The organism is Streptomyces sp. TOM-9, assembly GCF_056858595.1.
Genome location: NZ_JBXEQB010000001.1, coordinates 3,990,534 through 4,011,799 on the forward strand (window position 1 = coordinate 3,990,534; position 21,266 = coordinate 4,011,799).

General features: G+C 72.3%; 12 protein-coding genes. 7 read left to right on the forward strand and 5 right to left on the reverse strand.

What is annotated here, in order from left to right:
- Positions 1 to 33: 33 nt before the first annotated feature.
- The 3 genes from AC1VWI_RS18570 to AC1VWI_RS18580 all read left to right on the forward strand — a co-directional run bounded on the left by AC1VWI_RS18570 (position 34) and on the right by AC1VWI_RS18580 (position 7,647).
- Positions 34 to 3,723, forward strand: coding sequence for a bifunctional glycosyltransferase/CDP-glycerol:glycerophosphate glycerophosphotransferase (locus AC1VWI_RS18570; RefSeq protein ID WP_499512134.1), 3,690 nt, complete (start codon positions 34 to 36; stop codon positions 3,721 to 3,723).
- Between the two features lie 17 nt (positions 3,724 to 3,740).
- Positions 3,741 to 6,023 (forward strand): bifunctional glycosyltransferase/CDP-glycerol:glycerophosphate glycerophosphotransferase, encoded by a 2,283-nt coding sequence (locus AC1VWI_RS18575; RefSeq protein ID WP_499512135.1) that lies wholly within the window; start codon positions 3,741 to 3,743, stop codon positions 6,021 to 6,023.
- Positions 6,024 to 6,123: 100 nt separating this feature from the next.
- Positions 6,124 to 7,647 (forward strand): hypothetical protein, encoded by a 1,524-nt coding sequence (locus AC1VWI_RS18580; protein ID WP_499512136.1) that lies wholly within the window; start codon positions 6,124 to 6,126, stop codon positions 7,645 to 7,647.
- Positions 7,648 to 7,720: 73 nt separating this feature from the next.
- On the opposite strand, the gene AC1VWI_RS18585 is transcribed toward AC1VWI_RS18580, so the two are convergent.
- The gene (locus tag AC1VWI_RS18585) at positions 7,721 to 12,649 is read right to left on the reverse strand and encodes an NAD-glutamate dehydrogenase (RefSeq protein ID WP_499512137.1); all 4,929 of its coding nucleotides are present in this window, start codon (positions 12,647 to 12,649) and stop codon (positions 7,721 to 7,723) included.
- Between the two features lie 310 nt (positions 12,650 to 12,959).
- On the opposite strand from AC1VWI_RS18585, the gene AC1VWI_RS18590 reads away from it, so the two are divergent.
- Entirely contained in the window at positions 12,960 to 13,526 is a 567-nt protein-coding gene (locus AC1VWI_RS18590) for a DJ-1/PfpI family protein (RefSeq protein ID WP_499512138.1), read from the forward strand.
- 106 nt (positions 13,527 to 13,632) lie between these two features.
- Here AC1VWI_RS18590 and AC1VWI_RS18595 read toward each other — a convergent pair whose 3' ends face one another.
- Together AC1VWI_RS18595 and AC1VWI_RS18600 are read right to left on the reverse strand one after the other, a co-directional pair.
- Positions 13,633 to 14,286: an HAD family hydrolase gene (locus AC1VWI_RS18595; RefSeq protein WP_499512139.1), complete on the reverse strand. Its 654-nt coding sequence runs from the start codon at positions 14,284 to 14,286 to the stop codon at positions 13,633 to 13,635.
- An 81-nt stretch (positions 14,287 to 14,367) separates the two neighbouring features.
- Positions 14,368 to 14,874 carry a DUF6912 family protein gene (locus tag AC1VWI_RS18600; RefSeq protein WP_499512140.1) on the reverse strand — a complete coding sequence of 169 codons (507 nt, stop codon included), beginning with the start codon at positions 14,872 to 14,874 and terminating at the stop codon, positions 14,368 to 14,370.
- A 138-nt stretch (positions 14,875 to 15,012) separates the two neighbouring features.
- On the opposite strand from AC1VWI_RS18600, the gene AC1VWI_RS18605 reads away from it, so the two are divergent.
- Complete coding sequence (locus tag AC1VWI_RS18605; RefSeq protein ID WP_499512141.1) at positions 15,013 to 15,438, forward strand: Rv3235 family protein; 426 nt, start codon at positions 15,013 to 15,015, stop codon at positions 15,436 to 15,438.
- A 65-nt stretch (positions 15,439 to 15,503) separates the two neighbouring features.
- Here the strand turns inward: AC1VWI_RS18605 and secA are convergent, their stop codons facing one another.
- Positions 15,504 to 18,296 carry a preprotein translocase subunit SecA gene (gene secA, locus AC1VWI_RS18610; protein ID WP_499512142.1) on the reverse strand — a complete coding sequence of 931 codons (2,793 nt, stop codon included), beginning with the start codon at positions 18,294 to 18,296 and terminating at the stop codon, positions 15,504 to 15,506.
- Between the two features lie 207 nt (positions 18,297 to 18,503).
- On the opposite strand from secA, the gene AC1VWI_RS18615 reads away from it, so the two are divergent.
- Together AC1VWI_RS18615 and AC1VWI_RS18620 are read left to right on the forward strand one after the other, a co-directional pair.
- On the forward strand, positions 18,504 to 19,091 hold the full coding sequence (locus AC1VWI_RS18615; protein WP_499512143.1) for a GNAT family N-acetyltransferase: 588 nt from the start codon (positions 18,504 to 18,506) through the stop codon (positions 19,089 to 19,091).
- A 95-nt stretch (positions 19,092 to 19,186) separates the two neighbouring features.
- Positions 19,187 to 20,350 (forward strand): winged helix-turn-helix domain-containing protein, encoded by a 1,164-nt coding sequence (locus AC1VWI_RS18620; protein ID WP_499512144.1) that lies wholly within the window; start codon positions 19,187 to 19,189, stop codon positions 20,348 to 20,350.
- A 10-nt stretch (positions 20,351 to 20,360) separates the two neighbouring features.
- Here the strand turns inward: AC1VWI_RS18620 and AC1VWI_RS18625 are convergent, their stop codons facing one another.
- The gene (locus AC1VWI_RS18625; RefSeq protein ID WP_499512145.1) at positions 20,361 to 21,113 is read right to left on the reverse strand and encodes a response regulator; all 753 of its coding nucleotides are present in this window, start codon (positions 21,111 to 21,113) and stop codon (positions 20,361 to 20,363) included.
- Positions 21,114 to 21,266 lie beyond the last annotated feature (153 nt).

Here is a 21,266-nt window from a genome sequence, read left to right on the forward strand (position 1 = left end):
CTGTCGCCCTCGTCCGGAAAGGGCCACGTCACCATGGTGTCGCGCACGCCCCGCCTCACGGTCGTCGTTCCGGTCCACAACGTCGAGAGCTGGCTGCAGGAATGCCTGCGGTCGGTCGCCGCACAGACCTTCGACGCCCTCGACGTGGTCATGGTGGACGACGGCTCCACCGACTCCGGCCCGGAGATCGCCCAGGGCTTCGCCGACCGCGACCCGCGCTTCCGCCTGGTCCGGCAGGACAACGGCGGACTGGGCCACGCCCGCAACACCGGCACCCGCCACGCCGACCCGCGCACCGAGTACCTGTGCTTCCTCGACAGCGACGACATCCTGCCGCCCCACGCCTACGAGCGGCTGGTGGGCCTGCTGGACGGGTCGGGCTCGGACTTCGCGACCGGCAACGTGTGGCGGCTGACCGCCGACGGCCGCAGCCAGGCCTGGCAGCACCGGGACATGACCCGCACCGTCACCGGCACCCACATCACCCGGGACCTGAGCCTGCTGTCCGACCGGGTCGCCTGGAACAAGGTCTTCCGCCGCTCCTTCTGGGAGCGCCACCACCTGGCCTTCCCCGAGGGCGTGCTCTACGAGGACACCCCGCTCACCATCCCCGCGCACTTCCTCGCCGACGCCGTCGACGTGACGCACGAGCACGTCTACTACTGGCGGATCCGCGAGGGCTCCATCACCCGGCGCCGCACCGACGTCAAGGGCGTGCGCGACCGGATCGCCGCCGTCGACCACGTCAGCCGCTTCCTCGGCGACCCGGCCCGCACGCGCTGGACCTCCTTCAAACGGGCCTACGACCGCTCGGTCCTCACCGACGACCTGCTGTACTTCATCGACGCCCTGCCGATGGCCGGCCCCGAGTACCGGCGGGTCTTCATGGACCGCTGCCGCGACTGGCTCACCCGGGTCGACCCCACCCTCTTCCCCGAGCTGACCGCCGGGCTGCGCATCAAGTGGCACCTGATCGTCAAGGACCGCCTCGACGACCTGCTGACGGTGCTCGACCACGAGCAGCGCAACTCCGCCGGCTTCGGCGTCACCGGCCCGCCGCTGCGCAAGCGGGCGGTGCTGCGCGGCGCCGACGGCGGCCGGATCGCCCTGCCGGCCTCGGCGGCCCGGCTGCGGCGCGCGGACTTCCCCGTCCGGGCGCGGGTGCGCGAGGTGGTGCGGGAGAACGGCCGGCTCGTCCTGCGCGGCTACGCCTACCTGCGCAACATCGACGCCGACCGCAAGGGCGCCGCGCACATCACCGCGGTCGCCGTCCACGGCCACGGCCGCCGGGCCAAGGTGGTGCTGCTGCCGGTCAGGATCCGGCAGGAGCCCGCCGCGACCCTCAACTCGCGCCAGGAGGAACACTGCTACGACTGGTCGGGCTTCGAGATCACCATCGACCCGGCGCGGCTGACCACCGGCCGCCGCCAGGGCGAACCACGGGCCGGCCGCTGGCGGCTCGGGGTGGTCGTCGCGGCGAAGGGGGTCATCCGCAAGGCGGGCCTGCGGGCCGCGGACGCGGGCTCGGGGGCGTCCCCGCCGTCGTACGCGGCCGGCGGCGGCATGCGGCTCGTGCCGTACTACCGGCAGGGGCGGCTGCACCTGTCGGTGGAGCCGGAGGTACGGCGGCTGACCGGCCACCGGGCGACCGGCGACGGCACCTCGGTGGAACTGGACTTCACGGGCGCGCCACAGGCGACGGCGGTACGGCTGACGCACTCCGCGACGCCCACCGTGCTGGAGTACCCGCTGGAGCCCGCGGTCCCCGGGGAGAGGGACGACGGCGTCCGCCGGGCCCGCGTGCCCCTCGCCGACCTGGCGGCCGCCCGGCCCGCGCTGGACGCCGGGCCCAAGGAGATCCGCCCTGAGGACACCGACAGCTGGGACGTCGCGCTGCTGAACCCCGGGCACGCCGACCCCGTCCACCTCGACGGCGCGCTGCCCGCCGGCCACTACGACCTGGGCACCGACCCCCGGCTCGGCGGGACGCCGCGGCGGCTGCTGGTCGAGGCGAAGGCGTCGGGGAAGCTGGTGCTGCGCGACCGCACCCCGCAGCCGGTGGCCGACGCCATCGGCTGGACCGCCGAGGGCGCCCTGGTCGTGGCCGGCCGCCTCGCGCCCGGCTCCGCCCCCGGCCCGGCCGAACTGGTGCTCCGCCACGGCACGCACCGCGTGGAGCACGCCGTCCCGGTCCAGGCCGACGGCGTACCGGGCCGCCGCCCCGGCTTCCCGCCGCCGTCCAGCGCGATCCCGCCGCTGCCGTCCGTGCCGGAGGACGCCGCGGAGCCGGGCCCGTACGAGGGGCGCCGTTTCACCGCCACCGTGCGCCCCGGCACGCTGGAGTCCCTCGCCGGCACCGTCCCGCTGCCCGCCGGCCGCTGGTACCTGCACCTGCGCGACGGCGCCGGCACGGAAGCGCCGGTGCGGGTCGCGCCCGGGGTGTTCGAGGCACTGCCGATGGCGGCGGAGGCGGGCGGCAAGTCCTTCTGCGTCGACCGGCGCTTCCACGACCGGCTGTTCCTCGACGCCCGGCCCACGGTGCCGGAGCCGCAGCGCGGCCCGTACCGGCAGCGGGCGCTGCGCGAGAGCCACCATCCGCGCACCCGCGGGCTGCCGCGCCGCGAGTCGGTGCTCTACAGCGCCTTCGACGGGCGGGCGTACGGGGACTCGCCGCGCGCCGTCCACGAGGAGATGCTGCGCCGCCGCGCCGCGGACGGCCTGGAGCACCTGTGGGTGGTCAGGGACGGCCAGGCCCCTCCGCCGGCGACCGCGCGGCCGGTCGTGCTGCACAGCGCCGCCTGGTACGAGGCGCTCGCCCGCAGCCGCTACGTCGTCACCAACACGCACCTGCCGCAGTGGTTCGTGCGCCGCCCGGACCAGACCGTGCTGCAGACCTGGCACGGCACTCCCCTCAAGCGGACCGGCCGGGACCTCGCCGGCACCCTGTGCGCGGACCTGGTGCACCTGCCCCGCCCGCCACGCGACCCGGGCGCCCAGTGGAGCCTGCTGCTGTCGCCGAACGCGTACAGCACCCCGCTGCTGCGGGCCGCGCTCGGCTACGACGGCCCGGTCGCCGAGACGGGACTGCCCCGCACGGACGTGCTCTTCGCCGACGACCGCGCCAAGGTGGCCGCCGCGCTGCGCGACCGGCTGCGGATCCCCAGGGACCGCACCGTCGTGCTGTACGCGCCGACGCGCCGCGACGACCTGGCGTACGACACCGAGCACTACCGCATGTCGCCCCACCTGGACCTGGCGGAGGCCGAACGCGCGCTGGGCGCCGACCACGTGCTGCTCTTCCGCTCCCACCCCCTGGTCGCCGACCGCGTCCGCACCCCGCGCTCCGGGTTCGTGCGCGACGTGTCCTGCCACCCGGACGTGGCGGAGCTGCTGCTGGTCGCCGACGTCCTGGTCACCGACTACGCCTCCCCCGCGGCCGACTTCGCCAACACCGGCCGCCCGATGCTCTTCCTCGTCCCCGACCTGGAGCACTTCCGCGACACCCTGCGCGGCTTCTACCCCGACTTCGAGGCCCAGGCCCCGGGCCCGCTGCTGCAGTCCACCGCCGACCTGGCGGGCGCGCTGCGCGACCTCGGCACCGTGGCACGGCACAGCGCCGACGCGTACGCGCACTTCCGCGCGACCTTCTGCCACCTCGACGACGGCGGTGCGGCGGCCCGCGCCGTCGACCGGCTGCTCGAACCCGACCGTCACCGACCCTGAGGGAACCCAGGATCCACATGCCCCGCTTCTCCGTCATCGTCCCGGTCCACAAGGTGCAGGGCTACCTGCGCGCCTGCCTCGACTCGGTGCTGTCGCAGTCACTGCCCGACCTCGAGGTGATCGCGGTCGACGACCGCTCGCCGGACCACTGCGGCCGCATCCTCGACGAGTACGCGGCCCGCGACTGCCGGGTGATCGCGCTGCACCACGAGGAGAACCTGGGAGTGGGGCGGGCCCGCAACACCGGTGCCGAGCGGGCCACCGGCGACTACCTGCTCTTCCTCGACGGCGACGACACCCTCGCCCCCGGCTCGCTGGAGGCGGTCGCCGAGCGGCTGAAGCAGGACGGCGACCCGGACATCCTCTACTTCGACCACGTGCGCACCTACTGGTGGGAGGCGGCCGAGAAGAGCGTCTTCGGCGACCTGCTCGCCTCGGCCGGCACCGACGTCTTCCGGATCACCGAACGCCCCGAGTTCCTGCGGCTGTTCGCGATGACCTCCAACCGGGTCTACCGCCGCGCCTTCTACCGGGGGCACGGCTTCTCCTTCAGCGACGGCATCTACGAGGACGCCCTCGTCTCGTACGTGACGATGCTCAGCGCCGAACGCATCTCCTGCCTGGCCCGGGCGGTGCTGGAGTACCGGCAGCGGCGCAGCGGCGCCAGCACCCGCAGCCCGGGCCGCAACCACTTCGTCATCCTCGACCAGTACACCCGGCTCTTCGACTTCCTCGACGCGCCCGGCCGCGAACACCTCGCGCCGCTGCGGCCGATGCTGTTCGAGCGGGCCGTCAGCCACTTCCTGTTCTGCCTCGGCAACCCCGACCGGATCCCGCCGCGGCTGCGCGGCGCGTTCTTCCGGCTCGCGGCCCGCTGGTACGCCCGCCACCTGCCGGAGGGGTTCGTGCCGCCCGCGGACAAGGCCACCGCCTACCGGCGGCTGGCCCGCGGCAGCTGGCTGCTGGCCCGGCTGGGCGACGTACCGCGCGAGGCCCGCAAGGAGCTGACGCGGCGCAGGCGGCGGCTGCGCCGGCAGGTCGCGCAGCGGGCCAAGGCCGCCCTGTACGCCTACCACCTGCGGCGGCCGCTCGACCCCAACCTCGCGGTGTACTCGGCGTACTGGGACCGCGGGGTGTTCTGCAACCCGGCCGCGATCTACCACAAGGCACGGGAGATCGCCCCGGGCGTCCACGGGGTGTGGCTGGTCCGCAAGTCCGACGTCCCGCGGGTGCCCAAGGGCGTGGACTACGTCGTGCCGCGCACCCGGCGCTACTGGCGGCTGATGGCCCGGGCCACGTACCTGATCAGCAACGTCAACTTCCCCAACGACGTCCGCAAGCGGCCCGGCAGCGTCCACCTGCAGACCCACCACGGCACCCCGCTGAAGAAGATGGGCATCGACCAGCAGCGCTACCCCGCCTCCGCCAAGGGCATGAGCTTCCGCCGGCTGCTGGAGCGGGTGGACCGCTGGGACTACAGCGTGTCCTCCAACCCGCACTCCAGCGAGGTCTGGGAGCGCGTGTACCCCTCCTCCTGGCAGCACCTGGAGACCGGCTACCCGCGCAACGACGTCTTCCTGACCGCCGGCGCCGCCGAGGTCTCCCACGCCCGCGCGGCCCTGGGCATCGCCCCCGGCCGCACCGCGGTCCTGTACGCGCCGACGACCCGCGACTACCAGCGCAACTTCGTGCCGCGGCTGGACGTGGAACGGGTGTGCCGGGCGCTCGGCGAGGGCTTCGTCCTGCTCACCCGCATCCACTACTTCCACGGCGAGGACGCCCGTCTGAAGGCGCTGCACGAGGAAGGGCTGCTGATCGACGTCTCCCGGCACCCGTCGGTCGAACAGCTGTGCCTGGCCGCCGACGCCCTGGTCACCGACTACTCGTCGATCATGTTCGACTACGCGCTCCTCGACCGGCCCATCGTCGTCCACGCCGACGACTGGCCGGTCTACCGGGCCAGTCGCGGCGTCTACTTCGACCTGCTGTCCGGCGCCCCCGGCGAGACCCCCGGCGCCGTCTCCACCAGCGACGACGAGCTGATCGCGGTCTTCCGCGACGGCGTCTGGAACAGCCCGGAGGCGGCCGGGCTGCGGGAGGCGTTCCGCCGCCGCTTCTGCGCCTTCGACGACGGCCGGGCCGCCGAGCGGGTCGTTCGGCGGGTCTTCCTCGGCGAGAGCGAACCGCTGCCCGTCGTGCCCCTGGAAGCCCGCACCCCCGCACCCGCTCCCGCGCTCCTGGCCGGCGCCCCGCCGCAGGGACCGCGCTCCGGTCCGCAGGAGGCCGCCGCACGGCCGTAGCGACGCCCCGTACGGGCCCCGCCGGGATGCAGCCGCGTCCGTCACGATCAAGCATCGAGGGGAACGAGGTGACGAGCCGACGACGGCCGGGAGGGCTGCGGTGACCGGCGTGCTGACCCAGCGGGACTGGCGGATCCAGGCGTACGAGCTGCGGGACGTGCGCAGGCCCTCCCCGTACCTGATCCTCGGCACCCTCTTCTGGGCGGTGGTGGCCTACCGCACCTGGCAGTCGCCGGTCGCCTCCGACTTCGGGCAGCACGCCGCCGCGATCGAGCGGATCGCCACGGACTGGCGGCACCCGGCCAACCCGCTGCTCGACGTGCCGGGCACCGGCAGCCCCTACTTCACCCCGTACACCGTGGTGCTGGGGCTGCTGTCGCACCTGACGGGCGTACCGGGCTGGCAGCTGCTCAAGGGGTGCGGCCCGGTCAACCTGGCGCTGGTCGTCACCGGCATCGGCGCCTTCACCCGCGTGCTGAGCAACCGGCGCTGGGCGCCGGTGCTGGCGCTCGCCGCGTTCGTCCTGCTGTGGGGGCCGCAGCACAAGGAGTGGAGCGGCTTCCTCGGTCTGCAGTCGATGATCCGGGGACTGACCTACCCCAGTGCCTTCGCCGTCGGCGTGACGTTCTGGGTGTGGGCGCTGACCGCGCGGGCGGCCCGCCGCGGCGTCGCCGGGACGTGGCTGCACGCCTGGCTCGGACTGCTCATCGGGACCGTGCTGCTCGTGCACCCCTTCACGGCGATGGGCACCCTCATCGGCGTGGTCGCCATCGTCATCGGCATGCAGCGCATGCCGGTCGCCGCCGGGGTCCTCGGCCGGTGGGCGCTGACCGCGGCCGTCGCCTTCGCCGTCGCCGCCTGGTGGCCGTACTTCAGCCTCTCCGCGCTGCTCGGCGACCCCACCGTCGACGACGTCCACCGGCGGCTGTACGCGGACCTGTGGCAGTGGTACGGGCTGGCCCTTGCCGGGCTGCCGGCGCTGCTGTGCCGGCTGCGGCTGAACCGCTTCGACCCACTGGTGCTGATGTTCGCCGCGGACTGCGCCGTCGCCGCCTACGGCTGGCTGAGCGGCTCCTACTCCTTCGGGCGGATCTTCGGGCTGCTGCTGGTACCGCTGCAGTTCGCGCTGGCGGTGGAACTCGCGCAGGCCCCGCCGTGGACCGCGCTGCGCACCGTGCTGGCCCCGCTGGCGGCGGTGGCGGCCTGCGCGGGACTGCTGGCGCAGGCGGGCGCGGTCGTACCGGCGCGCTACGTGCCGCCCGCGCTGCACCTGCAGCGGCTGGGCACCTGGCCCGGCTACCTGTGGGCGCAAGCGCACGTCGCCGTCGGCGACGTCCTCCTGACCGACGGGTACAACCCCAAGCACGTCATGCCCGCCTACGGCGCGTTCCTGGTGTCACCGGCCTGGCCCGACCCGTCGACGACGGCGGCCGACCGCGAGCGCCGCGAGGCCGACGTACGCGCCTACCTGGCCCCCGCGACGCCCACGGACCAGCGCCTGGCCATCGCCCGCCGCTACCACGTGAAGTGGGTGATGACCGAGGCGGACGACCCGGCCCCGCCGGGCGGCGTCCAGGTCGCCCAGGGCCCCCGCACCGGCGAACGGCTGTACCGGGTCGGCTGAGCCCGTCCACGCGGCAGGGGCCGGGGAGCGCGTGCTCCCCGGCCCCTGCCGTCGTACGTGCGCCGTCCCGGCGTCAGCGGCGGGCCCGCAGCAGCGAGCGGATCGTCCGCATCGCCACCGACAGGTTCGCCAGGTCGAAGCTCTCCGATCCCTGGATCTCGTCGAGCGTCGTCCTCGCCCGCCCGATCAGCGCGCTGTTGGACTCCTCCCACGCCTGGTAGCGCTGCTCCGGGGTGGAGGAGCCGTTGCCGACGGACAGCACGTCCTGGGTGAGGGCCGCGTGCGCCGCGAAGAGGTCCTCGCGGATCGACGCGCGGGCCATGGAGTGCCAGCGGTCGGCACGCGGCAGCTCGATGATCCGGTCGAGCAACTGCGTGATCTGCAGCCGGTCGGCGAGGTCGTAGTAGACCTCGGCGACCGCCAGCGGGTCCTTGCCGGTCCGGTCGGCGACGTCGACGATGTCGAGCGCCGGGAAGGCCGAGGAGAGCCCGGCGACCCGAGTCGCCAGCTCCTCCGGCACGCCCGCGCCGGTCAGCTCGTCGTGGATCGACTCGTACCACTCCAGGTCGGCGCCGCGCAGCAGCTTCGGCAGCACCGCCCACACCGTGGCGACGCCCTCGCGGAAGAAGTCGATCGTCTCCGCGATGGCCAGCGGCTGCGGCCGGTTGTTCAGCAGCCAGCGGGTGCCCCGCTCGACCAGCCGCCGCGAGTGCAGCCGGATCCGGGTCTGGACGTCGGCCGCGACGACCGTGTCCAGCGCCTCCACCTCGTCCCAGATGCCGCCCAGGCCGAAGATGGCGCGGGCCGCGGTGTGCGCCCGCACGATCTCCTCGGTGGTGGCCCCGGTCTCCTCCTTGAAGCGGTGCAGGAAGGTGGTGCCGCCCGTGTTGACGGTGTCGTTGACCAGCACCGTCGTCACGATCTCGCGCCGCAGCGCGTGCCCGTCGATCTGCGCCTGGAACCGCTCGTGCAGCGCCTTGGGGAAGTACGCGTCGAGCAGCTGCCGCAGGTGGGGGTCGTCGGGCAGGCCGGTGCCGAGCAGCTCCTCCGCCACGGTGATCTTCGTGTAGGCGAGCAGGACGGCCAGCTCCGGCTGGGTCAGGCCGTGGCCGGCGTTCAGCCGCTCCCGGATCTGCCGGTCGGAGGGCAGGAACTCCAGGGCCCGGTCCAGCTTGCCGTCGCGGACCAGCCTGCGCAGGTAGCGCTGGTGGGCGTGGAGCAGGCTGGCGGACTGGGCCATGCCGTTGGCCAGGGCCACGTTCTGCGCGTAGTTGTTGCGCAGCACCAGGGCGCCGACCTCGTCGGTCATCTGCGCCAGCAGCGAGTTGCGCTGCTTGACCGTCAGGTCGCCGTCGGCGACGACCGCGTTGACCAGGATCTTGATGTTGACCTCGTGGTCGGAGGCGTCCACGCCGGCGCTGTTGTCGATGGCGTCGGTGTTGACCCGCCCGCCGGTCTGGGCGAACTCGATCCGGCCGAGCTGGGTCAGGCCCAGGTTGCCGCCCTCGCCGACGACCTTGACGCGCAGATCGCCGCCGTCCACGCGGATCGCGTCGTTGGCCTTGTCGCCGACGTCGAGGTGGGACTCGGTGGCGGCCTTCACGTAGGTGCCGATGCCGCCGTTCCACAGCAGGTCCACCGGGGCCTTGAGGATCGCCTTCATCAGGTCCGCCGGCGTCATCTTCGCCACCGGCTGCTCGATGCCGAGCGCCTTGCGGATCTGCGGGGTGAGCGCGATCGCCTTGGCGCTGCGCGGGAAGACACCGCCGCCGTGCGAGATCAGCTTGGTGTCGTAGTCCGCCCACGAGGAACGCGGCAGCTCGAACATCCGGCGGCGCTCGGCGTACGAGGTCGCCGCGTCCGGCACGGGGTCGATGAAGATGTGCCGGTGGTCGAAGGCGGCGACCAGCCGGATGTGTTCGCTGAGCAGCATGCCGTTGCCGAAGACGTCACCGGACATGTCGCCGACGCCGACGACGGTGAAGTCCTCGCTCTGGGTGTCGTGGCCCGTCTCGCGGAAGTGCCGCTTGACCGACTCCCAGGCGCCGCGGGCGGTGATGCCCATCTTCTTGTGGTCGTAGCCGACCGAGCCGCCGGAGGCGAAGGCGTCGCCGAGCCAGAAGCCGTACGAGGTGGCGACCTCGTTGGCGATGTCCGAGAACGACGCGGTGCCCTTGTCGGCCGCGACCACCAGGTAGGTGTCGTCGCCGTCGTGGCGGACCACGTCGGCCGGCGGCACGACCTGCCCGCCGACCAGGTTGTCGGTGACGTCGAGCAGACCGGAGATGAAGGTCTTGTAGGAGGTGATGCCCTCCGCCAGCCACGCCTCGCGGTCGGCGGCCGGGTCCGGCAGCTGCTTGGCGACGAAGCCGCCCTTGGCGCCGACCGGCACGATGACGGTGTTCTTCACCATCTGCGCCTTGACCAGGCCGAGGACCTCGGTGCGGAAGTCCTCGCGCCGGTCGGACCAGCGCAGCCCGCCGCGGGCGACCTTGCCGAAGCGCAGGTGCACGCCCTCCACGCGCGGGGAGTACACCCAGATCTCGTACGCCGGGCGCGGCGCGGGCAGGTCCGGGATCGCCTGCGGGTCGAACTTCATCGACACGTAGGCGTGCGGCTTGCCGCTGTCGGCGCGCTGGAAGTAGTTGGTGCGCAGCGTCGCCTTGATGAGCGTGAGGAAGGAGCGCAGGATGCGGTCCTCGTCCAGGCTGGCGACCTGCTCCAGGGCGGCGTCCACCTCCTCCAGCAGCGCGTCGGTCAGCTCGCTGCCGGCCCGCTGGTGGTCCGGGGAGAGCCGGGCCTGGAAGAGGTTGACCAGCAGCCGGGTGGTGTGGACGTTGTTGCGGAGGGTGTCCTCCATGTAGTCCTGCGAGAAGGCCGTGCCGGCCTGCCGCAGGTACTTGGCGTACGCCCGCAGCACCATCGCCTGGCGCCAGGTCAGCCCGGCGCGCAGCACCAGGGAGTTGAAGCCGTCGTTCTCGGCCTGCCCGGTCCACGTCGCGGTGAAGGCGTCCTGGAAGCGCTCACGGGCGTCGTCGCCGAGGTCGCCCAGCGACGGGTCGATGCGCAGCCCGAAGTCGTAGATCCAGGCGCGGGTGCCGTCGGCGCGGCGCATCTCGTACGGGCGCTCGTCGATGACCTCGACGCCCAGGCGCTGCAGCACGGGCAGCACCGCGGACAGCGAGACGGGGGCACCGGTGCGGTAGATCTTGAAGCGGCGCTCGTCGGGGGCGGCGCCGACCGGCTCGTACAGGCTGAGGCAGAAGTCCTCGCCGTTGAGCCGCTCCAGGTGCTGCAGGTCCGCGACGGCCGCACGCGGCGTGAAGTCGGCACGGTAGCCGTCGGGGAAGGCGTGCGCGTAGCGGCGGGTCAGCTCGGCCGCGCGCTCCTCGCCGCACTCGGAGGTCAGCGCCTCGGCGAAGCCGTCGGCCCAGGAGCGGGCGGCGTCGGCGAGCCGGTTCTCGATCCGCTCGACGTCGCGGTCGGTCAGGTGCGGCAGCGTGGTGCCGGCCGCGACGCGGACCACGAAGTGCAGCCGGGAGAGCACCGACTCGGTGTTCCAGGCGGTGAAGTCCGCGGTGACCCCGTTCAGCTCCTCCTTGAGGATGTCGGTCAGCCGCAGCCGCACGCCCGTGGTGTACCGGTCCCGGGGCAGGTAGACCAGCGCCGAGAAGTAGCGGCCGTACTCGTCCTGGCGCAGGAACAGCCGCAGCCTGCGGCGTTCCTGCAGGTACAGCACGCTGGTGACGATCTCGCGCAGCTCGTCCGGGCCGGTCTGGAAGAGCTCGTCGCGCGGGTAGGTCTCCAGGATCTGCAGCAGGTCACGGCCGTCGTGGCTGTCCGGGGAGAACCCGGCGCCGTCCAGCACCTCCTGGACCTTGCGGCGGATCACCGGCACCCGGCGCACCGACTCGGTGTAGGCGGCCGAGGAGAACAGGCCGAGGAAGCGGCGCTCGCCGACGACGTTGCCGTCGGCGTCGAACTTCTTCACCCCGATGTAGTCGAGGTAGGACGGGCGGTGCACGGTGGAGCGGCTGTTGGCCTTGGTGAGGATCAGCAGCTTGTGCTCGCGGGCCTTCTTGCGGGCGTCCGCGGGCAGCCGGTTGAAGGACGGCGAGACCGCCTGGCCGCTCTCGGACTCCTCCACGCGGTGCTGCGGGTCGGAGCGCAGGATGCCGAGGCCGGTGCCCGGGACGGCGGTGAGCACGTCCTCCTCGCCCTCGGGGGTGCTCTCCGTGGTCAGCGCGTACTCGCGGTAGCCGAGGAAGGTGAAGTGGTCCTCGGACAGCCAGCGCAGCAGCTCCCAGGCCTCGCCGACCTCCTGCTCGGGCAGCGCGGGCGGGGTCGCGGCCAGCTCGTCGGCGATGCGCAGCGCGGCGTCGCGCATCTTCTGCCAGTCCTCGACGGTCTCGCGGACGTCGGACAGGACGCGGCGCAGGTCCGTGGTGATCTGCTTCAGGTCCTCGCGGTCGGTCTCGCGGTCGATCTCCACGTGGATCCAGGACTCGGTCAGCACGTCGTGCGGCACACCGGCGCCGTCGCCGGGCGCGGCGTCCAGCACCTCCAGCAGCTTCCCGGTCACGTCACGGCGCACAAGCATCTGCGGGTGGACGACGACGTGGATCGCGCGGTCCTGCCGGGACAGCTCGTTGGTGACGGAGTCGACCAGGAACGGCATGTCGTCGGTGACCACCTCGACGACCGTGTGGCTGCACGTCCAGCCATTCTCCTCCACCGAGGGGGTGTGCACGCGGACGTTGGCCGTCCCCTGCGGGCGCACCTCGGCGAGACGGTGGTGGGACACGGCGGCGCCGAAGACGTCCACCGGGTCGCGGTCGAGCAGGTCCTCCGGGGCGCTGTGCAGGTAGTAGCGCTGAAGGAAGGCTTCCAGCGCCTCCTTCTCGAGGCCCTGGCCAGGTTGTCCCCCCGCCGGGCTGTTCTCAGCTACCCGGGCCGCCCGTGCGAGCAGCTCGGCCTTTGCTTCGTCCAGCTTGGTCTGCATGTCCTCATGCTCCTGTCGCGCGCCATTGCGTGACGTAGGTGATGGTGATCGGTGGATCAGCGCTGATCACGCTGTAAGGCTATCGCTACGTCCGGGGGGGCTGTCAGGGGCTCTTTGTGTACAAAACCACGAACCAATCTTTGACGAACTGGACAGTCCGGCCGGGCGGGTGCAGGTTGAGGAGGGGAGCGTCGCGGAGATGTATCGAGACGTTCACACGACGGCGGCGCCGGACGGCAGCGCGGCGCAGCAGCACGCAGCGGACGGACAGCAGGCGGACAGCAGACGGTGAGAGGCGGGACACCCAGCCATGGCCACCAAGATCCTGATCGTGACCGGCGACGCGGCGGAATCGCTGGAAGTCATGTACCCGTACCAGCGGCTCCTCGAGGAGGGGTACGAGGTGCACATCGCGGCCCCGAGCCGCAAGAAGCTCAGGTTCGTCGTCCACGACTTCGAGGAGGGCTTCGACACCTACACCGAGAAGCCCGGGTACACCTGGCCGGCCGACCTGTCCTTCGCGGACGTCGACCCCGGCGCGTACGCGGCCGTGGTCGTCCCCGGCGGACGCGCCCCGGAGTACCTGCGCAACGACCCGGAGCTGCGCAAGGTCCTCAAGGCCTTCTTCGACGCCGACAAGCCCGTCGCGCAGATCTGCCACGGCCCCCTGCTGACGGCCGCCGTCGGCGCCCTCAGCGGGCGCCGCGTCACCGCCTACCCTGCGCTGGAGATGGACATGGAGGCGGCTGGAGCGAGCTTCCAGGACTCCGAGGCCGTCGTCGACGGCGTCGTGGTCTCCTCGCGCGCCTGGCCGGACCACCCGGCGTGGATGCGCGAGTTCCTCACGGTGCTGCGCTCCAAGGCGCCGGTGACCTGACGGACGGCCGCCCGGGTCCCCGGCGGGGACCCGGGCCCGGGCCGGGGCTGGGGCTGGGCTCAGTGCAGGCGCGGGCGCAGGTTCTGGCTCCGGCTCAGGCTCAGGCTCAGGCGACGAGCGCCTCGGCGGTCTCCACCGCCTGCTCCAGGCTGTCCACGACGGGCACCCCCGCGGTCTCCAGGCTGGCCCGGCTGTGCGAGCCGCCGGTGTAGAGCACCGCCATGGCCCCGACGTGCTTGGCGGCCACCGCGTCGTCGACGGCGTCGCCGATCACCACGATGCGGTCCGCCGCTATGCCCTCCATCGCGGCGACGTGCCGCGCCATCTGCTCGGACTTGCCGCTGTGGCTGCCCTCGGTACGGCCGTCCACCCGGAGGAAGTGGTGCTCGATGCCGTGCGTGCGCAGGATCGGTATCAGCTGATCGTGGGGCGCCAGGGAGCACAGCGACTGCGTCAGCCCCTCGTAGCGGCGCCGCGCCAGGATCTCCGCCGCCCCCTCGGCGAGGCCGCACGTACCGGCGAGGGTCCAGTAGTGGCGATGGAAGATGTCGTCCATCACCTCCCACTCCTCGTCGGTGGGCAGCCGGCCCATGAGCCGTTCGTAGAACAGGGGGACCGGCACGCAGTACAGCTCGCGGTAACGCTCCAGCGTGATCCGCGGCAGCCCGATCTCGGCGAAGGAGGCGTTGGTCGCCTCGATCACCGCGTCGATGTCATGGAGCAGCGTGCCGTTCCAGTCCCACACGAGATGCGCGTTCACATCCGAAACCGTACCCAGACCCCATGTCCTCAAGGCAAGTGCCCAGGTCAAATCCACTCGCGGCGTATTCGTACGGTCACCTCACGCAATGAGCGAGGGGATCTCCTGGGTGGCGTACCAGAGCAGCTCGTGGTCCTCGGCGCCGTCGACGGTGAAGCGGGCGTCGTCGTCCCCCGCGTCGGCCGCTCCGAGGGCGTCGGCGGCCGCCGTGACGTCCTGCTCGGCCTCGTCGGCGTCGGCGTGGACGGCGGCCGCCCTGGCCATCGGCACGGGCGCGGCCAGGCGCACCGCGCCCAGCGCGGAGGGGTCCAGGCCGCGGTCGGGGTCGAAGGAGACGGCGCCGTCGGCGACGTCCACCGCCACCACGACGCGCCGCCTGGGCGCGTCCGGGGTGGCCGCCAGCTGCCGCAGGGAGGCCTGGGCGGCGCGGGTGAGCGCGGCGTACTCCAGTTCCTCGATGTCGTCGGAGACGTACCACTCGCGCAGGCTCGGGGTGACGGCGAAGGCGTCCAGCGGGGCAGGGCCCAGCTCACCCGCCTTGTGCGCCTCGGCCAGGCCTGGGAGGGTCGTGGGGATGTAGACGCGCATGGCGTCAGCATACGGGCGCACCACCCCTGATAGGTGAATCCCGCACCGCCCCCCGGACATCGCGGGCCCGGCTTCCCGCAGCGGCGCCCGTCCCCGTAGAACCCGGTTACCAGTCGGTAGACCACGGGGGTCCACACCATGCCTGTCTTCACACCCATGCCCGCGTCCACGCCCGCACCCACACGGCACGTCACCGCCCTGCCACCGCACGTCTGGTTCGCCGGACGGCTCCTGGAGGTCCTCACCGGACGGCGGCCCATCACCAGCCTCGCCGGACGGATGGAACCCGAGGCCTACGACCGGCTCTGGGACCTCGTGGGCGCCCGCGCCGACTGGCGCTACGTCTCCCGGGGCCACCTGCCTCGACTGCTGGGGCCGCCGCGCGTCTGCCCCGTCCCCGACGGGACGGCCGTCGAGGTCAGCGCCGTCGTGCTGCTCACCCCGCACGTCGTGCGGGCCCTCGCCTTCCGCCTGGAGCGCGCGGGCCGCGAGGGCCCGGCACGCGCAGGAGGCGGCACCGTCACGGGCACCGGATGGCGCTGCGCCGCCGTCGAGGCGCGGTGACCCGCGCCGGGGCGAAAGCCAGGGGCCGGACCCCCGCAGGAGTCCGGCCCCGGAACGCGCGGACGCTACTTCTTGCGGCGCCGGCCGCCCTTGGCCGCGCGGCGGCGCTCCGCCCGCGTCATGCCGTCCGACTCCGGGCCCGCGTCGCTCTCGAAGTCGCCCTCGACGACACCGCCCTCGCCGTCCACCGTGGGAGCGGAGAAGTGCAGCCGGTCGGCCCGCTTCGGGGCCTCCAGGCCCTTGGCCCGGATCTCCGGACGGGCGTCCTGCTTGACCAGCGTCGGAGCCGCGTCCTGCGGGGCACCGGCCTCCACCGGCACCTCCTCGACCTGCTGCTCGACCTGGACCTCCAGGTTGAACAGGTAGCCGACGGACTCCTCCTTGATGCCGTCCATCATGGCCTTGAACATGTCGTAGCCCTCGCGCTGGTACTCCACCAGCGGGTCGCGCTGCGCCATCGCCCGCAGGCCGATGCCCTCCTGCAGGTAGTCCATCTCGTACAGGTGCTCGCGCCACTTGCGGTCCAGCACCGACAGCACCACGCGCCGCTCCAGCTCGCGCATGATCTCCGAGCCGAGCTGCTGCTCACGCCCGTCGTACTGCTCGTGGATGTCGTCCTTGGCCATCTCCGCGATGAAGTCCGCGGTGATGCCCGCCCGGTCGCCCGCGGCGTCCTCCAGGTCCTCCACGGTCACCGTGACCGGGTAGAGCTGCTTGAAGGCGCCCCACAGCCGGTCCAGGTCCCAGTCCTCGGCGAAGCCCTCGGCCGTCTCGATCGCGATGTAGTCGTCGATCGTGTCGTCCATGAAGTGACGCACCTGCTCGTGCAGGTCCTCGCCCTCCAGGACGCGGCGGCGCTCGCCGTAGATGACCTCGCGCTGCCGGTTGAGCACCTCGTCGTACTTCAGGACGTTCTTGCGGATCTCGAAGTTCTGCTGCTCGACCTGCGACTGGGCGGAGGCGATGGCGCGGGTCACCATCTTGTTCTCGATCGGCACGTCGTCGGGCACGTTGGCCATCGCCATCACGCGCTCCACCATCTGCGCCTTGAACAGGCGCATCAGGTCGTCACCGAGGGAGAGGTAGAAGCGGGACTCGCCCGGGTCGCCCTGACGGCCGGAGCGGCCGCGCAGCTGGTTGTCGATGCGCCGCGACTCGTGGCGCTCGGTGCCCAGCACGTACAGGCCGCCGAGCTCCTTGACCTCCTCGAACTCGGTCTTGACCGCCGCCTCGGCACGCTCCAGCGCCTCCGGCAGGGCCTGCGCCCACTCCTCGACGTGCTCCACCGGGTCCAGGCCGCGCTGCCGCAACTCCGCCTCGGCCAGGTCGTCCGGGTTGCCGCCGAGCTTGATGTCCGTACCACGGCCGGCCATGTTGGTGGCCACCGTGACGGCGCCCTTGCGGCCCGCCTGCGCGACGATCGACGCCTCACGCTCGTGCTGCTTGGCGTTGAGCACCTCGTGCGGCACGCCGCGCTTGTTCAGCTGCTGCGACAGGTACTCGGACTTCTCGACCGAGGTGGTGCCGACCAGGACCGGCTGGCCCTTCTCGTGCTTCTCGACGATGTCGTCGACGACCGCCGCGAACTTCGCCTCCTCGGTGCGGTAGATCAGGTCCGCCCGGTCCTTGCGCTGCAGGTTGCGGTTGGTCGGGATCGGGACCACGCCGAGCTTGTAGATCTGGTGGAACTCCGCGGCCTCGGTCATCGCCGTACCGGTCATGCCCGAGAGCTTGGAGTACAGGCGGAAGAAGTTCTGGAGGGTGATCGTGGCGAGCGTCTGGTTCTCGTCCTTGATGTCCACCCCCTCCTTCGCCTCGATCGCCTGGTGCATGCCCTCGTTGTAGCGGCGGCCGGCCAGGATGCGGCCGGTGTGCTCGTCGACGATCATGACCTCGCCGTCCATGACGACGTAGTCCTTGTCCTTCTTGTAGAGCTCCTTGGCCTTGATGGCGTTGTTCAGGTAGCCCACCAGCGGGGTGTTCACCGACTCGTAGAGGTTGTCGATGCCCAGCCAGTCCTCGACCTTGGACACACCGGACTCGTGGATGGCGACGGTGCGCTTCTTCTCGTCGAAGTCGTAGTCACCGGTCTCCGCCTTGCCCATGGCGCCGGCCTCGCCCGGCTTCAGGCGGGTCACCAGCCTGGCGAAGTCCGAGTACCACTTCGTGGCCTGGTCCGCCGGGCCGGAGATGATCAGCGGCGTACGGGCCTCGTCGATCAGGATCGAGTCCACCTCGTCCACGATCGCGAAGTTGTGACCGCGCTGTACCAGCTCCTCCTGCGACCACGCCATGTTGTCGCGCAGGTAGTCGAAGCCGAACTCGTTGTTGGTGCCGTAGGTGATGTCACAGGCGTACTGCTCGCGGCGCTGCGCCGGGGTCATGTTCGCGAGGATGCAACCCACCTGCAGGCCCAGGAAGCGGTGCACCCGGCCCATCCACTCCGAGTCGCGCTCGGCGAGGTAGTCGTTGGTGGTGATCAGGTGCACGCCCTTGCCGGACAGCGCGTTCAGGTAGGCGGGCAGCGTGCCGACCAGGGTCTTGCCCTCGCCGGTGCGCATCTCGGCGACGTGGCCGAAGTGCAGCGCCGCACCACCCATGAGCTGGACGTCGTAGTGCCGCTGACCCAGGACGCGCTTGGCGGCCTCGCGGACGGTGGCGAACGCCTCGGGGAGCAGGTCGTCCAGGCTCTCGCCGTCGGCGTAGCGCTCCCTGTACTCGTCCGTGAGGGCCCTCAGCTCGGCGTCCGTCAGATTGACGAAGTCCTCTTCAATGGAATTGACCTGGTCCGCGATGCGGTGCAGCTTGCGCAGGATCTTGCCTTCGCCTGCACGCAGGATCTTGTTGAGGACGGACACGTAGGCTGGCTCCTTGCCGGTCGGGCCTGGCACGGTTTCGCGCGCTGGCACAGCAGGTCACACCCCGCTGCAACGGCCATCGTAAGCGAGGACACCAGCGGGCCGGGAGGTCCGTCACCAAGCCGGGCGGTTCTCCCCGCCGGCCGCCCTCCCGATCCGGTCTTTTCCGGTCGAGACCGCACCCCTGCCTCGGGGATACTCCGACGCATGGAGCCGATAACCCTCACCACCGACCGCCTCGTCCTGCGCCCCTTCGGACCGGACGACGCCGAGGCCGTCCGCGTCGCCTGCCAGGACCCGGAGATCCCGCGCTGGACACCGGTGCCGTCCCCGTACACCCACGAGCATGCGCAGGAGTTCGTCACCCGGACCTGTCCCGACGGCTGGCGCGACGACACCGTCTACAACTTCGCCGTCACCACGCGCGAGGGACGCCTGGTGGGAGCCATGGGGCTGGTGCGGCTGGCCCAGCTCAACACCGCGGAACGGCAGGCCGAACTCGGCTACTGGACCGCCAAGGAACAGCGCGGCCGCGGCCTCACCGCCGAAGCCGCCCGCGCCGTCGCCCGCTGGGCCTTCGAGGAGCTCGGCGTGGAGCGCCTGGAGTGGTACGCCGAGGCGGGCAACGCCGGCTCCCGCGCGGTCGCCCTCAAGACGGGCTTCCGGATGGAGGGCACCATGCGCGCCAAGATCGTCCACCAGGGCACCCGGCGGGACGCGTGGATCGGCTCCCTGCTCCCCTCCGACCTCGGCCTGAGCGGCGGGGCCGCCTACCTCCCGCACCAGGGCGGGTGACCGCGGCGGCGGCCGGCCTGGCCGCGGACTCCCGGGACGGGCCCCGCGGCCAGGCCCGGACCGGAATTGTCAGTGGCGCCTTCTAGGGTGGGCCCATGACGACGCCCGTGGCCCTCTCCGCCGACGACGCCCGCCGGACCGCCCTGCGCGCCCAGGGCTTCCTCGGCGCCCCCGACCGCCGCGGCGGCGTCCGCGGCGTCCTGCGGCGGCTGGGTGCGGTGCAGCTCGACACCATCTCCGTGCTCGCCCGCTCCCACGAGCTCATCCCGTACGCCCGCCTCGGCGCCGTCGGCCGCACCGCGGTCGAGGCCGCGTACTGGACGGAGAACCACGCCTTCGAGTACTGGTCGCACGCCGCCTGCATCCTCCCCGTCGAGGAATGGCCGCACTTCGCCTTCCGCCGCCGCGCCCGGCGGGCCCGCGGCCACCGCTGGCACGTGCTGCAGGACGCCGACCGCTCCACCGCCGCCGTCCTGGACCGGCTCAAGGCCGACGGCCCGCTGACCTCGACCGAACTCGGCGGCGCCAAGAACGGCGGCCCCTGGTGGGACTGGTCGGAGACGAAGATCGCGGTGGAGTGGCTGCTCGACACCGGCGAGGTCGTCTGCACCCGGCGGCGCGGCTGGAAACGCGTCTACGACCTCGCCGAACGGGCGGTTCCCGACGCCCTCCTCCACGACGACATCGACGACGCCGAATGCCTGCGCCGGCTGGTCGCCCAAGCCGGCGCCGCGCTGGGCGTCGCCACCCGGGCCGACCTCGCCGACTACCACCGGCTCAAGGCCGAGCAGGTCGACTCGGTCATCGCCGACACCGGGCTCGTCCCCGTCCAGGTCGAAGGCTGGGGCGGCAAGCCCGCCTGGGCCGACCCCACCGCCCTCGCCGAAGCCTCCCGCGGCGGCCGGCACCGCACGACCCTGCTCTCCCCCTTCGACTCCCTGATCTGGGACCGGCCCCGCACCGAGCGCATCTTCGGCTTCACCCACCGCCTGGAGGCGTACGTTCCCAAGCCCCAGCGCATACACGGCTACTTCGCGATGCCGCTGCTGGCCGGCGGCCGGCTGGTCGGCCGTGCCGACCCGGCCCGCGAGGGAACCACCCTGATCGCCCGTCAGGTCTCGCTGGAGTCCGCGCGCGCCGTCGAACCCATGGCGCAGGCACTGCGCGAGGCCGCCACATGGGTCGGCTGCGACAGCGTCCGCGTCGAACGGCTCGACGACCCCAAGCTCGCCGCTGCCCTGGCCGAAGCCCTCTCCTGACCGGGCGGACTCAGCGGATCTCGAGGATCTTCTCCCGCATCGCGTACACCACGGCTTCCATCCGCGAGTGCAACTGCAGCTTCTCCAGGATGTTCCGCACGTGGTTCTTCACCGTGTTCTCGCTGATGAAGAGCTCCTTGGCGATGTCCCGGTTGTTCATGCCGGTGGCGACCAGCTTCAGCACCTCCAGCTCACGGTCCGTCAGCCGGGGGGCGGGCACGAGCCGGCGCTCGTCCGTGCGCTGGATCATCGACTTGAACTCGGTCAGCAGCTTCGACGCCATCGACGGACTGATCTGCGACTGCCCGTCCGCCACCGCGCGGATCGCGGTGGCCACCTCGTCGGTGGAGATCTCCTTGAGGAGGTAACCGGTCGCCCCGGCCTTGATGGCCTCGTAGAGGTCCGCCTCCTCGTCGCTCATCGTCAGCATGATGATCTTCGCGCTGGGGGCCACCTCCTTGATGGAGGTGCACGCCTCGATACCCCCCCGCCTCGGCATCCGCACGTCCATCAGCACGATGTCCGGCAGCAGGTCGGCGGCCTTCTCCGTCGCCTCCGCGCCGTCCCCCGCCTCGCCGACGACCTGGATGTCCTCCTCCTGCGCGAGCACGATCTCCAGCCCCCGGCGGAACAAGGCGTGGTCGTCCACCACGAGCACCCTGATCGGCTCCTTGCGCGGCGCACCGGCGACGCCCGCCTCCCCCGCGGCGCCCGGACCGGGCTCCGCGCCAACGGCCGGCGCGGGCTCGAAGCTGTCCGCCATCGGTTCCTCCCCCTCGGGCCGGCGCCCGTGGTAGTCGCACTGTCCGTGCCAGGCCAACCGGGCGCTGCGGCCCGTACATTGGCTGCCCGGCCATGATTCCATGCCCGAGCACGGCAGCGCCCCCAGGCGATGGTCGTTTTCCCGCCCGGGAGC